9 protein-coding genes are annotated in these 17,164 nt (G+C 40.6%); 4 read left to right on the plus strand and 5 right to left on the minus strand.

Going from position 1 to position 17,164, the window contains the following annotated elements:
* Positions 1-115 precede the first annotated feature (115 nt).
* Positions 116-6,334: an AAA family ATPase gene (locus IQ264_RS05355; protein WP_228061308.1), complete on the plus strand. Its 6,219-nt coding sequence runs from the start codon at positions 116-118 to the stop codon at positions 6,332-6,334.
* Between the two features lie 160 nt (positions 6,335-6,494).
* Here IQ264_RS05355 and IQ264_RS05360 read toward each other — a convergent pair whose 3' ends face one another.
* Both IQ264_RS05360 and IQ264_RS05365 read right to left on the minus strand, forming a co-directional pair.
* A complete protein-coding gene (locus tag IQ264_RS05360; RefSeq protein ID WP_193979357.1) occupies positions 6,495-9,023 on the minus strand; it encodes an aerolysin family beta-barrel pore-forming toxin in 2,529 nt (842 codons plus the stop codon).
* A gap of 197 nt (positions 9,024-9,220) precedes the next feature.
* Positions 9,221-9,400, minus strand: a complete 180-nt coding sequence (locus tag IQ264_RS05365) for a LysM peptidoglycan-binding domain-containing protein (RefSeq protein WP_193979358.1) — start codon at positions 9,398-9,400, stop codon at positions 9,221-9,223.
* 597 nt (positions 9,401-9,997) lie between these two features.
* Here IQ264_RS05365 and IQ264_RS05370 point away from each other — a divergent pair.
* Positions 9,998-11,047: a site-specific integrase gene (locus IQ264_RS05370; RefSeq protein ID WP_322744604.1), complete on the plus strand. Its 1,050-nt coding sequence runs from the start codon at positions 9,998-10,000 to the stop codon at positions 11,045-11,047.
* A gap of 41 nt (positions 11,048-11,088) precedes the next feature.
* Here IQ264_RS05370 and IQ264_RS05375 read toward each other — a convergent pair whose 3' ends face one another.
* The gene (locus tag IQ264_RS05375; protein ID WP_193979360.1) at positions 11,089-11,322 is read right to left on the minus strand and encodes a hypothetical protein; all 234 of its coding nucleotides are present in this window, start codon (positions 11,320-11,322) and stop codon (positions 11,089-11,091) included.
* 309 nt (positions 11,323-11,631) lie between these two features.
* Between IQ264_RS05375 and IQ264_RS05380 the strand changes: the two genes are divergently transcribed.
* Positions 11,632-12,120, plus strand: coding sequence for a hypothetical protein (locus IQ264_RS05380; protein WP_193979362.1), 489 nt, complete (start codon positions 11,632-11,634; stop codon positions 12,118-12,120).
* Positions 12,121-12,469: 349 nt separating this feature from the next.
* Here the strand turns inward: IQ264_RS05380 and IQ264_RS05385 are convergent, their stop codons facing one another.
* Positions 12,470-14,794: an NACHT domain-containing protein gene (locus IQ264_RS05385; RefSeq protein WP_193979364.1), complete on the minus strand. Its 2,325-nt coding sequence runs from the start codon at positions 14,792-14,794 to the stop codon at positions 12,470-12,472.
* A 158-nt stretch (positions 14,795-14,952) separates the two neighbouring features.
* Here IQ264_RS05385 and IQ264_RS05390 point away from each other — a divergent pair, with 158 nt between their 5' ends.
* Positions 14,953-15,606: an exonuclease gene (locus IQ264_RS05390; protein ID WP_193979366.1), complete on the plus strand. Its 654-nt coding sequence runs from the start codon at positions 14,953-14,955 to the stop codon at positions 15,604-15,606.
* A gap of 139 nt (positions 15,607-15,745) precedes the next feature.
* On the opposite strand, the gene IQ264_RS05395 is transcribed toward IQ264_RS05390, so the two are convergent.
* A complete protein-coding gene (locus IQ264_RS05395; protein ID WP_193979368.1) occupies positions 15,746-17,125 on the minus strand; it encodes a hypothetical protein in 1,380 nt (459 codons plus the stop codon).
* Between the last annotated feature and the right edge of the window lie 39 nt (positions 17,126-17,164).

The following is a 17,164-nucleotide window of genomic DNA, read 5'->3' on the forward strand; positions in this document are numbered from 1 at the left end:
ATAATTAACCATCAAGTTTAGTATTGACGGTTAGAAAACTAAAATCTTGCACCTGCTCGTTTACTAGCCAAGGACTTAAGTCCCACAGCGAGTAGCTCAAATCCTCTCAAGAGGGTTGGAAACTGGCTACCTAAGAGTTTTAAGTCAGAAATTTAAACTTCTGGCGATCGAAAGGGTTGGTGCAGATGTGAGGAAAACCTACTTTGCGATCGCTTACCCCTTCGTGGAAAAGCCTACTATGAATGTTAATACTGACTACCAATTTATCGCCAAAATCTACGAAAGTGCTAATTCCTTAGTTTTTCGACTTCGCCACGTTCGGGATAATCAACCTATTATCCTCAAGATTTTGAAAGAAGATTATCCTACTCCCTCAGAACTGACCAGATATAAGCAGGAGTATGAAATCACTCGTTCGTTAAACCTGGATGGTGTTGTCAAAGCTTATGGCTTGCAGAAATACCAAAATACTCTGGCGATATTGCTGGAAGATTTTGGTGGTGATTCATTAGAAATACTGACTAAATCAATACACTTCACCCTCTCAGAATTTTTAGCACTTGCAATTCAAATTTCTCGGACATTGGGCGAAATTCATGCTGCCAATATTATTCACAAAGATATTAATCCATCCAATATTGTTTTCTGCCGAGAGACTAGGACGCTCAAAATCATTGACTTTGGTATCTCTACAGTATTTACTCGCGAAAATCCCTCCATTAAAGATCCTAACATCCTAGAAGGTACTTTAGCCTATATGTCGCCGGAGCAAACTGGCAGGATGAATCGCTTACTGGATTACAGAACTGACTTTTACTCTCTAGGCGCTACCTTTTATAAGCTACTCACTCATCAGCTTCCTTTTGAAACTACTGATGCTTTGGAGTTAGTACATTGTCATATTGCTAAGCAGCCAATACCCCCTGACAGACTTAATCCAGCTATTCCAAAAGCTATTTCAAATATTGTCATGAAGTTGTTATCAAAAACAGCGGAAGAACGGTATCAAAGTGCTTGGGGAATAAAAGCAGATTTAGAAGAATGCCTGATCCAGTTACAAAATAACGGACGAATTTCAGGCTTTCCCCTAGCACGTCAAGATATTTCTTACAAGTTACAAATCTCTCAAAAACTCTATGGACGTGAAGCCGAAGTTGAAACCTTACTGGCAGCATTTAAGCGAGTAGCAGGAGAAGTAGAGGCTCAGGGGAGCAAGGGAACAGGGGAGAATTCGCCATCCGAAATTTCCCATCCAAAATCTCAAATCGAAATGATGCTGGTTGCTGGATATTCTGGTATCGGTAAATCTATGCTGGTACAGGAACTCTATAAACCAATTACCCAGCGGCGGGGCTATTTCATCTCAGGAAAATTTGACCAGTTTCAGCGCAATATCCCCTATTCTGCTGTTGTACGTGCGTTCCAGTGTTTGGTACAGCAACTACTAACAGAAAGCGAAGCTCAACTAACCCAATGGCGCGAAAAACTTTTAGATGCTTTTGGCCTTAACGGTCAAGTTATTATTGATGTTATTCCTGAGATTGAACAGATTGTTGGATCTCAACCTCCTGTTCAACAGCTAGAGGCAACTGAGTCTCAAAACCGTTTTAATTTGGTTTTTCAAAACTTCATTCGTGTTTTTTGCCAGCGGGAGCATCCATTAGTTATCTTTTTAGACGATTTACAGTGGGCTGATTCTGCGAGTCTGAAGTTGATAGAGTTGATGATGACAGACGAGCAAACGCAGTATCTGCTTCTGATTGGAGCCTATCGGGATAATGAAGTCAATTCCAGTCATCTTTTGATGCTTATCCTAAACCAACTAAGGAACGCAGGAGTAATTGTTAATAAAATTACCTTAGACCCTTTAAACTTCAATCAAATTGCTCAATTAATTGCAGACACGCTTCATCACGATATTGAATCAGTCTACTCATTGGCAGAACTGGTTTTCCATAAAACATCTGGTAACCCCTTCTTCGTCAATGAATTTCTCAAAACTGTCTACCTGGAAAATCTGCTTATCTTCGATTGGCAACAGAATTGTTGGCAATGGAACATTACTGAAATTGAGGCACTGGGCATCACAGATAATGTGGTAGATTTGATGCTCGGTAAATTGAAGAAACTGCCAGAGCAAACGCAACAAGTTTTACGCTTAGCCGCTTGTGTAGGTAATAGTTTTGATTTAAATCCCCTTTCTGTCATCTATGAAAAATCTGCTGCAGAAACATTTGCAGATTTGTTGCCCGCCATTCAGGTAGGATTTATTCAGCCCACTTCAGAGTTAGAAACGGCTTCAGGGGAAGTTTTTAGTTCTTCCTTAGTCATTCTAAATTATAAATTTCTGCACGACCGAGTGCAACAAGCTGCCTATGCTTTGATTGATAGCGACCAGAAAAAAGCGGTTCATCTTAAGATTGGAAGACTCTTGCTAGCGAATACTAACGCAGAAGAACGGGAAGAAAAAATATTTGAGCTGGTTGAACACCTTAACAAAGGTCGAGACTTGCTCTCGAATGAGTCTGAAAAAGTCGATTTAGCAAGGCTGAATTTAACAGCAGGAAAAAAAGCTAAAGAAGGAACCGCTTATGCTGCTGCAAGGCAATATTTGATGGTAGCTATGGATAATTTTTCCGAAAATATATGGTCAGACTACTATGATATAGCAATAAACTTGCATAAAGAGTTAGGAGAAGTTGAGTATTTAAATGGCAATTTTGAACGAGCAAAAGAATTAATAGAATTATCAATTAATCAAGCTAAATCCACCATTGAAAAAATAGATTTTTACTTTTTAAGTGTCTGTCAATATACTATGCTAGGACAATATTATGAGGCTACTCAAACAGGTCTAGTAGCCCTAAAGACGCTAGGTGTTTACTTGCCAACTAACAACTTAGAAAATGCTTTTATGTCCGAACTTTCCGAAGTTCGTAGAAATTTAGGTAATCGAAAAGTTATGGCATTACTTAACAATCCAGAAATGAAAGACCCAGAGAAAAAAGCAGCCTTAAAATTGCTGACAAGATTGGTTGCATCAGCTTTTTCTTTCGATGAAAAACTCGTGAATATAATTATCGTTAAATCAGTTAACCTGAGTCTGAAATATGGTCATACTATAAAATCTTCTATGACTTATAGTTTTTATGGTGGATTAATACAAGCTAATATTTTAAAGGATTATCACTTAGCTCATGAATTTGGGTTACTAGGTTTAAAGCTGAGTGAGAAGTTTAATGACTTGTCTTCTAAAGTACTAGCTAGCCAACTATTAGCTAATTTTTTAATACCCTGGTTGAAGCATATTAAGTATGCTGAAATTGTGAACCAGGAAGGATACTATTTGGGGTTACAATCAGGGGAATTTCAATATGTAGGATATAGCCTCACTTATCACTTGTTCAATTTAATATATCAAGGTAAAAATATAGAATTTATTTTAGAAGAAACATCTAAATACTTAGTGTTTGTTCAGAAAACTAAAAATCAGTGGGCTATTGATTGCATACTAGGGTGCAAAATTTTGCTTTTAAACTTGCTGGGAAGGACTCCAGGAAAACTAAAATTTATGGCTGAAGATATCAACGAAGAATTATATTTGGAGGTATATAATAAAAATCAAACTCGTTCGGCAATGTGTTTTTTTTATATTTTTAAATGCCAAATTTTATATTTATATAACAAAGGGTATGAAGCGCTAATATGTGTTGAGGAAGCGAAAAAGTTACTTCCTTTTATTTCAGAGACTATATCTATAGCTAAGCTTAATTTTTACTATTCTCTTATCCTGTCTAGGCTTTATCCAAAGGCTTCAAAAAAAGAGCAAGAGAAATATTGGAAAAAATTGGAAGCTAATCAAAAGCAGATGAAAGTATGGGCGAATAACTGTCCAGAAAATTTCCTCCATAAATACCTTTTGGTTGCAGCAGAAATGGCTCGTATCTCAGGTAGATGCCAAGAGGCAATGGACTTGTACGATCAAGCTATTGAGTCAGCTAAAGAACATGATTTTATCCAAAATGAAGCCTTAGCTAATGAACTTGCGGCTAAGTTTTGGTTAGAAAAAGGCAAAGAAGAATTTGCCAAAGTTTATTTAAAAAAAGCACGTCAAGGTTATCAGATTTGGGGAGCAAAACGCAAAGTAGAGGATTTAGACGAGAAATATCCTCAGTTACTGACTTCGATATCATCTGGAAATAAAAATACTTCTTTAGGTTCTTTAATAACATCTTCTAAAAGCTCCGATGAAGTGCTGGATTTATCTACAGTGCTGAAAGCTTCACAAATCATTTCTGGCGAAATAATTTTAGAAAAACTGCTAGAAAAATTGATGAAAATTATGATTGAAAATGCAGGTGCTCAAACTGGTTGTTTCATCTTGGAAAAGGAAAGTCAGCTTTTCATTGAAGCCAAGGGGGATGCAAATCGCGATGAGGTAATAGTAGGCCAATTACCTCTAGTTGAAGCTAGTCAGCAGTTACCCCTATCTATAATCAATTATGTCGCAAGAACCAGAGAAAATGTAGTTTTAGGGTATGGGACCAATGAGGAAATATTTACTACAGACCCTTATATTGTTAAAAACCAACCTAAATCTATCTTATGTACGCCTATTATCCATCAAGGCCAACTTATTGGTCTGCTTTATTTAGAAAATAATTTTAGTACAGGCGCTTTTACTGCCGATCGATTGGAAGTCTTAAAAGTTCTCTCCTCTCAGGCAGCTATTTCTCTTCAAAATGCTCAACTTTATGTGGCATTACGTGAAAGCGAAAGAAGACTCGCTCAATTTCTAGAAGCTGTGCCAGTGGGTGTGTTTGTAACTGATGCTCATGGTAAACCCTACTATGCAAATCAAACTGCACAACAAATACTAGGTAAGGGAATTGTACCCGAAGCTACACCTGCTCAATTAACTGAAGTTTATCAAGTTTATCAGGCGGGGACAGAACAGTTATACCCTACGGAAAAGCAGCCGATTTTGCGTGCATTGAACGGCGAAAATACGACTATTGATGATATGGCAATTCACCAAGGGGATAAGATTATTCCTTTGGAGGTTTCGGCTACTCCCATTTTTAATGAGAAGAATGAAATTGTTTATGCTATAGCGGCTTTTCAAGATATTACGCAACGCAAACAGGCGGAAGCTGAACGGATTCAGTTAGAAATTCTTAAGGTTGAAAATGCACTGCTCAGAAGTTCAGAAGACATTTCGACTTATGATTATCAAGTTGGGGGGAGTTTGCCGATTGATGCTCCTACTTATGTGGTGCGTTCCGCAGATCGCGAGCTTTATAAAGCGTTGAAACGAGGAGATTTTTGTTATATTCTCAATCCGCGTCAGATGGGGAAATCAAGCTTGATGGTCAGTATGATGCACCAACTTCAGCGAGAGGGGTTTTCCTGTGCAGCGATTGACATGACGCGCATCGGCAGCGAAAATATCACCCCCGACCAATGGTATAAGGGATTGGTAGTGGAATTGTGGCAGAGTTTTGATTTGTTAGGAAAGGTGAATCTGAACGCTTGGTGGAACGATCGCCTCGATATTTCTCCCTTGCAACGCTTGAGCCGATTTATTGAAGAAGTCCTGCTAGTCGAAGTTGGAATAAAAGATGATGCTCCTCTAAAGAAATTGGTCATCTTTTTAGATGAAATTGATAACATACTCGCCTTGAATTTCTCTGTAAATGACTTTTTTGCTTTAATTCGCTCTTGCTATAACCAACGTGGTATTAATCCAGCGTATCAGCGTTTAACGTTTGCGTTATTTGGAGTCGCCACTCCTTCAGATTTGATAACTGACTCCAAAAGAACGCCCTTTAACATTGGTCAAGCTATTCAGCTAAAGGGCTTCCAACTGCATGAAGCTCAACCTCTTCTTCAAGGATTAACAGAAAAAGTTAATAATCCTCAAACAGTACTTAGAGAAGTGATATCCTGGACAAACGGGCAACCTTTTCTAACTCAAAGAGTATGTAAGCTAATTCGCAATTCTTCATCTCTTATTCCCACAAATGGTGAAGCCGAGTGGATTGAACATTTGGTGCGAACTCAGGTGATAGAAAATTGGGAAGCACAGGATGAGCCAGAGCATCTGAGAACTATCCGCGATCGCATCCTTAACAGTGAGCAGCCAACTCATAAGCTGCTAGAGCTTTATGGAGAGATTTTGCGCCAAGCAGAGGTTGTGGCAGTTAATAGTCCAGAGGAAAAAGAATTACTCTTATCGGGGCTAGTGGTCAAGCAACAGGGTTATCTCAGAGTCCATAACCGTATTTATGAGTTGGTATTTAACAGCTGTTGGATCGATCGGCTGCATATCTAACAAAAGTGGCAGTCTTCAGAGGGCGACAAGGGGGCTAAAGAGGTTGCTGTATAAGCTTCATGGGAGAGGTGTGGGGTGTAGGACGTAACAAGGGTTTGAGTTTTTCCCTACACCCTCTTGATTCCCTAAAATCGTACCGTATTGGAAGCTTACATCGAACTCAGTTAAGAGGTACAATCTCCAAGCTGGTGCCTTTTATCCCTTCTAGCCCAAAATCAAAGTTGAAAGTATAGTTCTTTTCTTGAGTTAATCGGTCTATCACCCATTCTAGGTCTTGTTTGTGATCCTGACGTAAAAGATTCCAATCCCATTCTGACTCATTGAGATGTACTGTTTGGTACTTTAGATCCTCAACAAAGGATCTTCCTTGAGAGCCGAACTTATATTTGACTATCGGACGATCCTCTGAGCCGCGATGCTTTCTGTGATAGTTAGACTCTGGTGTTTTCCCTTCTCCCCAGCGTAAGAAGCCATCAAATGTGAGTGCAAAACTTGCCTCGATTACTATTGAGCAGTTGTCGCTTCTTGCTTCTTTTCCATACACATCAATGCGATAATCTTTGCGACTGCCGGGCGATACATTTGCTTTGACTGTATTTGTTACTGTTGTTTTATCGCTTGTTGTTGCTACTATGCCTGTTTGCTTATCTTGACCAACTTTGCCAGAAACCTTAACACTAACATCAATTCCACCAAGAAAATTTAGGGGTGTTTTAAAGGTTGTATTCACTTCCAACCCGGCTTCCCATTTCAAAGTTGTGAGATCGTAAGTTTGTACTTGTGTTAGCACTTCTCTCGCCCCCCCTACTGTTTGCTCAAGAGGTGTATTTCCCTTTGAATTATCAACGGATATTGTGGAGGATTCCATGAGCTTCTTCTCAGTATCCTTAATATCCCCAACATTGGATTCCTTAATTGGAAATGACCAATCTGAGAAATAAATTTTTAGGCGTTTATCTGCCATATACCCTTCACAACCAGCAGTGTATAGCGCTTCCCATCCTTCATGTTGTCCATTTTCATCCAGAATTGGGATAAATTCTTCTCCTACATAGCCTGGTTTTCCGTCTTGACAACCGCCACACCAGCCATACCCAAGCAAGTGCGCTAAAAAGGCTGCTGGTCTCAGCACATCCCTCATGATTTTCTTTTTTATTTCGCCTTCGTTCACTGCTTCGCTTTGACTGACCAAATTTGCTAAGGGTGGTGCTAAGAGTTTAGATTTTTCTGGATGTAGAAGTTTCAGCCCAACATTTCCTAATCTAGAAGTAGAAGGATCTAGGGGTGGCTTGATTTCATTACCAGAGTTTTGGTAAAGAGCTTTAATAATACTCTTTCCCTGTTCCCAAACATCATTGGAAAGTTCCCAAATAATCACTCCCTGCGCTCCTACATCCTTCAAAAAGTTCAATTTTGTAACAGCAGCTTCTGGAGTTTCAAAGTAGATGTTGTGAGCATACGGGTAGCTTCCTGAAGCCGAGACGAATGGAGGTCTGGGTGTACTTCCCGCTACCTTAATATTGGCATTTGCAGCCGTATGAGCATCAGGAAACTGCCTCAGGATATCTTTATACCGAACCACTTTATATCCTGGAGGTATCTGACCACTCAAGTCATCTGGCTCTTTTCCATAAGCAAAGTCATACCCGTAGATAGGCACTCCTGCGGCTATTTTATTTCTGGATAGCTGTTGTCCAGAACCTTGCCAGTTCATAAAAAATGGATTTGTCCAATACCAAAGAGACTCTTCGACTGAAAGAATTGGATTGTCAATAGATCCATTCGGCCACTCTCCCTGCTGTTCTCCTGCATGAATGTCTTGCTCCCGTATCTTAAAGAGAGCCGTATGCGGTCCTACAGGAGATCGATTCCAAGAGCCAGTCAGGTCATAGGTCATCACTCCGACCCATTCCACATAATCTATCAGTTGCGGGTCATAGTTATTGCCATACCAGGATGTCGCAAAGACAGCGGCAGAAATCACTTTATCCGGCATGGCTTGCTTCAATTGTTTAGCGAATTCAGTCAAACCCCGTCCAGCCGGATGCGCTCCATCACTTTTTTTTCTGCCTCCCCGATCCTTGGTAGCGTCACTGTTTTTATCCCACCAGCACTCTAAATCTAGGTCTACACCATCTAAATTGTTTGATTCAACAAAATTCACGACATTTTGTACAGCTTGATTGAGAAGCGGATCTGAAGGATTATTTCCTATTCTTTCCATCAGGGAGAAGAATCCATAATCTGTTGCACCTCCTATTGCAATCGAGATTTTGGTACCACACTTATGTCCAGTAAAAACAACATCTGTAATGATTTCATTCACATCATTAAGTGACTTGGCTTCAAACTCACCGAGAGTTGCCTCATCAAACATGAGAAACGAGATGATTCCATGAGTAATATTTCGATACATCTCTTCATTGACATAGTTAAATCCCTCTTTTTTTCTCCAAGTCGGGATATAGGCGATGATTTTAGCTGCTTCGGTTTTGCTTGAAGTTGTTACATCATACAGCTCGTCATACAGTCGCCAGCCATTGTTATTTGGGTCTCCTTCCCCTGGCTTGGAAGCCCAGAAGGCTGCCTTAAAGACATTTCCCTGATATTTGACCATCGCCTCTGTCTGGTATCCTTCAGGCTTTTCTACCCATTCAGGGATGTGAGAATAGTCTTTAGAGAATCCCATTTTTCAACTCCTTTGGCTCAATGCAAATTTAACTGGAAATTTTCTATTGATTAGGCAGTCTAAAAACCACAACGGCTGCTACTGTCCGCTGAGTTTACCCACTGGAGAGGGGAACAGAAGGTTAGTTTATTTACTAACCTTCTAAATGTTTTATGGTTGCAATTAAACGCAGCTACTCCTATAGCGAGCCAAACCCCTTAAGCGGGGATTTGAAGTTTTTGCCCAACTTTTAAATCTTCAGGTTTAACACCACCATTGGCAGAGGAAATTTTTGGCCACTGATTACCATCACCATAATATACCTGGGCGATGTCGAATAATATGTCATCCTTTTCTACGGTATGAGTTGTGGGAGGGTTGCCTTGTTTGTTAGCCACGATCTTTTTCCTTTCTTTAGTTGAGTTAAATATAGCGAGCTTGACATCAAGTACAAAGCTACCTCTGAAAGCTTTATTATGTAAAAGTTTCAGATTTTAGCCTTGAGAACTTAAAGAGGGAATTTTGCTCAAAATTCAAAATTAGGAAAGACTTAAAAATAAGCAATTCTAATTTTAAATGCACTCGGTCATCCGCTTGCTATATCTAACAAATATTAGCTTTATTTACTGATTTTTCAACCCATAAAACTCATGTACATCTCATCTAAAAACTCATAAAATGTATCTTTTCATCGCAACTCTGTTTTAGTTTTATTAGTGAGCGAAGACCAATAAAAGTTTGGTAAAAAGTATCCAATAACCAGTTAGACATCTTCCGAGTAGCTAGTCCCTCCTGCTGAAGTCCAGGCGATGAACATCAGCACGCATATAGCAGACATAAAGTAGCGACAGTAAATTTTGACTACTTGCTGTGGAGTCGGGGCGACTAGATTGAGTCGTTAAGAGGAGAAACCTCGCGCATTGCAAAGTGGCTCGCGAGCTGCTTCTCTACATCTGGGTTAGGCATTTGTGGATTAGGAGAAGCGATCACGATCGATGACCGAGAAAATTTGGCTTGAAAGCGGTGCAGGAGGGAAAAAAGGGAGTAATATTGAGAATGTCAGTTCTGATAAATGTATGCCCCGGCTCGTTTCTTGGGACACAACTGATTTGGTATTAACTGAGCCACTACCGCTCACGCTTCACCCAGCGGCTCTGTATCTGTCTCTTTTGTCCCCTGGCTCTCGACCAACGATGCGTCAGTCCCTTGATACGATCGCTTCTCTACTCACTAACGGTCAATGTGACGCGATGACGCTCAATTGGGCGGCACTAACCTATCAGCACACGGCGGCAGTACAGGGGGCTTTACTGGCTAAACGAGAGCCTGCAACAGTTAGAAAGATGATGTGTGCTTTGCGGCGAGTGCTAAAAGAAGCGGTGCGACTGGATTTGATGGATGCTTATGCTTATGCTAAGGCGATCGATCTACCGCAGATTCGCAGCAATCCAGAGTTGAGAGGGCGTGCTTTAAGTGAGGATGAAATTGCTGCTTTGTTGTCGGCGTGCCATGATGACCCTACACCTGCTGGCATTAGAGATGCGGCTTTGATTGCGATTCTCCGGGTAGGGTTGCGTCGGGCGGAGGTGGTGAAGTTAGAGTTGAAGGATTTTAAGGCGAGTGTGGGGGAACTGAAAGTACGGGGGGGAAAAGGTGGAAAAAACCGCACGGTGTACCTTCCTGGGGATGCGATTTCTCTAGTGGAAGATTGGTTGAAGGTGCGGGGACGTTCTCCGGGAGCGTTGCTGTGTCCTAGTTGGAAACGGGGAAGAATCCATATTAGACCTTTGACTCCCCAGGCGGTATTGATGATTCTTCGCAAACGGGCGGTGGAAGCCCAGGTAGATCCGTTTTCGCCGCACGATTTTAGGCGGACGTTTTGCTCGGATTTGTTGGATGCGGGAGTTGATATTGTGACGGTGGCTGCTTTGGCGGGACACTCGTCGCCGGAGGTGGTGGCTAAATACGATCGTCGGGGAGAGGAAACTAAACGAAAAGCTGTGGAAAAGTTATCGATTCCTTCTTTACATCGAAGTACCAAATAGGTTAAGAAATCTAAAAGCTAAAGGGAATTTTTCTGGCTTATTTATGATTGTTCCCCATTTGTATCGGGATGAGAAAAGGGGCTAGAACTAACAGTAATACACTCATTTTCAAAGGAAATAGGCATTCCTAATTGATAGGGTTGTCCATCAACTTTGATATCTTCAGGTTTGACTCCTAAATTGAGAAAGTAAAACACCATAGCTTGCATCTTATTGAGGCGTGAATTATGCAAGCACTCTGTTAAATTAGGGCATTTATAACTAACGCCACTCATAGTTTTACAGTCAAGTTCCATAGGGCAAAACATAACCGAGAAATCCTGCTTAAACAGAAACGCGAGCGCAATTGAGTGTGATGACGGCTGCTCGACGGTAGCACCGAGGGTGGAACACCCCCACTATACACAACCGATGCTATTGGACACGATATCAGTCCGAGTCAATATGCTACCAGTAGCATTGAAAAGCACACTTTTTGGCTTAATCAATTTTTCCTATAAATGCTACTTTAGCATACTTTGGACTAAATGTGGCATACTATTGACCATTGGGTAGGGTGAAAAGAAGTAGCACTATAAAGGCAAATGGCAACAAAAAATATCCGAATTGTGGGGTACTTACCGCCCCAGTATCACTCCAAGCTGCGGGAGTACATGAAGGAACAATCGATAACTGAAAGCACAGCGCTAGTGAAAATTATTAAGCAGTTTTTTGATGGCACATTGTCAGCCAATGTCCCAGAGGTTACTTCCCTTCAAGATGATGCAGTCGCATCTTTGGAAGCGGATATGGCTCGCATCAAGCACCGCCTGATGGTTTTGGAGGAAGAAGTAGCATTAATTAAGCAGCGAAGAGGAGGTAAATCTCAAACCTATCCGTTCCCCAGATCGCCTGTTAAACTACTGCCTCAAACAGAAGAGCAATTATCAACCAGACTGGGTGTGATGCCTTCTGAGATTCAGTCGGCAGTGGAAAAAGGAGAAGATTATTTTAAAGATTGGAGCAAGCGAAGAGATCCGGCATTAAGAGTTTGGCAGAAGCGCGGAAACCTCTTCCATCCTTTGTCTGACTGAAGCTTTTCTCACGTTTTGGGCTATAGAACCCATTGGTGGGAGTGGTGGAAGCTCTCCAGCGGCTGAAAATTTACAGATTCAAATAGCTGAATATTCAAATATCCAAAAACATGAATATTTGAATATTTATGAGGACATCCTAGAGTCTGTTTTTCTTTGTAACAATCCGACTCTTCCTGGACTTCCTGCTGCTTGTGCTGACGCGCTCTTTAGTTCATCTAGAAACTGCTTTAATTTTCTTAAGGTATCTAAAAATGCCTAGCTTGTAAGCAAGCCATAGACCGGAAATAACTAAGCCTAGTATCGCAGGTAGAATTGGGTTAATTTGTTCGCTCATTTGAGTTTTATTCTAAATGTCAACCATTGGTAAAAACAAAGTTTCTTCAATTATTTTTCGCATTTCAGAAGATATATTACAACCGCTATTCATACAATCTATTAACAGCTTATTGGCATTATAATACTGCTGCAAAAGTTGTTTTTGTGATTCATTGAACTGCCAATTATGACCTACATTGCGATACTTAATGATTGCATCTCTTAATTCTTCTACCAATTGTTGAACATTATCATACCACCAGCCAAGATAGGCATCTAAGTCAAAGTTAAGATAATAATTAAGCTGTTTACTGTTTATTTGAAGCAGTAAATGCTTAATTTCAGGCTCAAATTCAATTTCACGGTCATCGATAAAAGTGGGAGCATCGCCCAGGAAACGACAAAGTTGAAAGTCAAGATTAATATCACGATGCTTTCGAGCATCACGCCCTATATCAAGACCAAGAGAAACTGCAATCTCAGAGTTGAAGCCATCCTCAAAAAGGCCAAGATAAGGGTTAGGGCAAGCAGCATCAAGCGCAAGAGATAGGTCATAGTAAAATGCTCGTATTGCTGACAGCTTGTACGGGATTTTTACTGAAATAGATTTATTTTTAATCCATATTAAAAATGTCTGTAAATTATCTTCTTCAGCTACCAAAGCATCAATTTTTTGCTTCATTAATCTCAATAGTTCATCGGTATTCGGCAACATCTCAGCAATAAGCAAAAATATCTCCCGCCAACGTGGAGCGGTGATATGACTGACGCTAACCAATTTTTGCCAATCTGCACACTCCACAACCCTTTTAGCCGTGAAATACTCTTGAAACGTAAGGTGAGAGAAAGAATAAATTTTCTGCGCCCTTTCCACTAATAGCCCATGCTGCACTTCAATTGATTTCAGCACTTCCTCACTATCCAGTTGCAAAACTTCTGGCTCGTTTTGAGCATTAGGTAGATGGCGGATGTAATCAGCAATATACTGCTCTAGTTCTTTCTGTTTAAAGAAATAATCTCCTCGCTCAAATGTCGTTAGGGCAATTTGGCTCAATAAATCTTTCTTGCGTTGCAATGATAGATTTTTATAAACCTGTCCTCGCTCAATCTTTCGCGTTTCATCCCATTTTTTTATTAGAATATCTACTCCTTGTTCATAAAGTTCTGAACGATTAACAGGGAATTTATCTGATTCTTCAAATACCAAACATAACAGCATTAACAGTAACGGATTTGTTGCCAGTTCTCGAATCGGATCATTTATAGTAAGTTGTTGAATAAATTTTTCTGCTTTGACTATTTGATTAGTTTTAAACCACTTATGGACAAAGGTGTTAATCTGCTTTTCATCAAAATCCGCGACTTCAACATCTTTAAACTTATCAAAATTATAGTTACTTGCTGCAATCCGACAAGTCATTACAAACTGATTTCTACGAAACTTCTCAGAAAAATCACGAACTTGCTTGATGACACGGCTGTTATCTTCAACTTTTACTTCATCCAAACCGTCAAGTAAAACCAGTGTTTTACCGTGCTTCAAAAGGACAGCTATTTGTTCAGCAGAGACATCACAATCAGAAAACATCTGAGTGATGTATTCTAGTAAGCTAGGTTGTCCTTCTACTTCTGCAAAGTGTTTGAGCGTGATAAAAATTGGGACGCGATGAGCTTGAAATTTACCTGTATTGCACTGGATTGCTAAATGTTTTAAAAATGTGGTTTTTCCTGATCCTGGCTTACCTAGCACCATCAATTTTGAGTATTTCTCAACCGCTTCTAATCCTAGTATTTCTTTACCAGTTATCCTGCCAAGTCCGATGCGATCGAAGTTTTCTGGGTTACAGTCTTGTACCATTTCATCAACTTCGCGCCACTGCCGACTGGGAATTTTTTCCAGAATGTTGACGTTGGTGTAGAGGTCACTTACGTTAATGGGTTGTGACATGGTGAGCGATCTCATTGTGCCACATTGGTCTTGAATCATCTCGCGACAATAGGAACGCACCTCTTGCACCAAGATATCAATATCCCAGCTATTGTCCAGTGCCTTCTCAGCTAGCTCAGATTCAACATCCTGGGGTGGAGGAGCATTACTCTGCTCTTTCTCCTCTGGTTCAGATTCAGCGTTTTTGGGTAAATGAGCAACTTCTTTCCAATCTAGATTGAGCTTGAAGCAGATTTCTTGAAAGTATTTACGATCAACAGTCTTGCCGCTAAGAAAATTACCAATTGGCTGGCGAGTACGTAGATCTACCTCACTCGCCAGTTCGTTTTGCGTCCATCCTGTGCGCTCAAAAGCCCTTTTTACCTTTTCTAGTTTTTCTGGATCTACCCGAAGCGATTTCCTTGCCATACTCTGACTACATAGCCCATATCCACTTTAACCGAGTCTGTTGAAACGCATACCTAAACTAATACCCAAAGTCACGCATTTGGAGAACGTTACTCGAACTTAATCTCATCCATCAACCATCGAAGCTAGTTGATGTAGTGATTCACACCTCAAAATTTATGAAATCAGCCTACATCAATGGACGGTTTTACTATCAAGATGAAAATGGCATCTTGCTACCAGCTGTTACTACGATACTTAAGGCTACACAGCCGATTGAGTCTGTAGCTGCTCTTTCTAATTGGCGCAATAAAATAGGAGAGGCACAAGCAAATCGCATTGCTCTAACTAGCCGTCGCCGGGGGGAACTATTACATCAGTGGGTTAAGGAATATTTTCAAGGGTTATCTCCGATTGCTTCCAGCTTGATTCAGCCCTATTGTTATAGCGTTCAATCGGTTTTGGAGAAACTTAGCGATGTTCAATTAGTCGAAACAGTTGTGCCAAATTATCTAGAACAATACGCTGGAAAGGTTGATTTAGTTGCCCGTTATGAAGATGTTCCATGCACTATTGAGTGGACGACTGCTGAAGAACCTAAACTGCGCGTAGAAAAACTTTACGATAAGCCTTTACAGGCTGTAGCTTATGGTGGTGCAATTAACAGATATTATGGTGAGAGTTTGTTTGGCACTAAAATTGTTAATGCTTTGATTGTTGTAGCGCTTCCCGGTGAAGATGCGGAAACATTTACGTTCAAACGGGAAGAATTGCTCGACTACTGGCAGGAGTGGTTAAAACGGCTAAAGTCTTTTGGAGAAAAAGCTGCTTGATAGGTTCAGAAATAGTTAGGAGTCGAATTGAAGTTTCCCAGTTTAACTCCTAAGTATTTCTATCTCTATAACTAAGATTAGTTCCGGTAAATGCCGATTTTTTAAGTCCTAAAGTGTGATAACAAAAAAAATTAGCTACTTAAAAGTAACTGCCAATTTTCTGTGGATTAAAATCTCCTAAAGGCGCGAAAAAGACTGAAGCTCCAAACATTTGTTTTAGCTTATGCGTTGAGTGAGTTACTAACTGCTGAAAAGCCGCAATGTTGTTTACGCCAAGCGGACGTAGTAAAAGCTGAGCGTATTTAGCACGAGAAGCCTCAATTAAAAACCTTGGCGGCTGCTTCAGGTACAATGTACTCCACGCCAACCATCCCCACCCTTCGCTTGCTCCTCCTCGTAAAAATAAAAAGTAGTCAGCGCCCATAAATTGTTCCATTGGGACAACTTTTGCGATATTTCCTTTCGTATGAAGATCATTTAAAAGAGCAATACGATCCCGGAAGTCCAACGACTGAATTGACTGGGAAACATAAATAAATGTCACTAATTCTGGCTTATGCCCGAATACATTCTCAACGTAGATACTCTCTTCTAGGAGATCTGATATGATTTCCCAGCGATTTTCCCGAATGAGAAACGAGAAGAAAGTCACAAAAATTTCGTGACCCATGAATTTATAGAAATCAAAATCCGTTGAGTGATGCCTACCCACAAAGTTGGGTGGAACATCGTAACGTTCGAGAAGACTTTGAAAACCTTGATATAAAGCTTTAGCTGCATCGCGAGCATTCATTGTTGCGATGACCTCAGCTAAACAAGCGAAGTCTAGAACTATCCGTTCCGTTTGAGCAATCGCCTTATTGAATGAATTATTTGAACCCAATGTGACAAATTCATCCGTTAACCACACCATAAACCTACGAACTAGCGATTCTTGATTCGGTTGGACATTTTCAACTGCTTTCCTCGCTTGTTCGCTAATGGACGGCGGCTGGACAACCTCTCCTAGTGTCTGTGCTTCCACACCAGCAAAGATGGCACGAAGTCCTTCTGTAAGTATTCCTTCAAGCCTCCTACGCTCCGAGGCACGCTCCCCGCTTTCCGCAGGCATATCATAAGTGATAACTCGCCTCATGCGGAGGTCGAATGGAAGTAATTCTGGGCTACCAAAAGCGGAATTCATCACCATGATGATCCTTTCGGCTCCTAATGCCTTCATTGCGTATCCAAGTTCAATTAAGACATTAGGATTCGGTGTAGGTCGAGATTGTGTACCTTGATTGATAATCGAAACGTCGCATACAAAGACTTGAGCCTGTTCAATCTTGGCAAGAATCGTACTTGCAATATCAGGTGCTCCAGGTACACCAGCTGTGTCTCGATCTAAAACTGGTTCTACTTGTATAGAATCATCATTGCGGATTGCTTTGGCTGCATTTTCCAGAGCTTGTCCTATGAATCCACGATTTGTAGGGTTCGGCAAGTCAGATTGCCAAGAGTAGAAGATTTTGCAGTTCATTTTTGTAGTTCATTGTTATCGCTGTGATGATGTTGAGCT

Source organism: [Phormidium] sp. LEGE 05292 (assembly GCF_015207735.1).
Lineage (GTDB): Bacteria > Cyanobacteriota > Cyanobacteriia > Cyanobacteriales > Aerosakkonemataceae > Floridanema.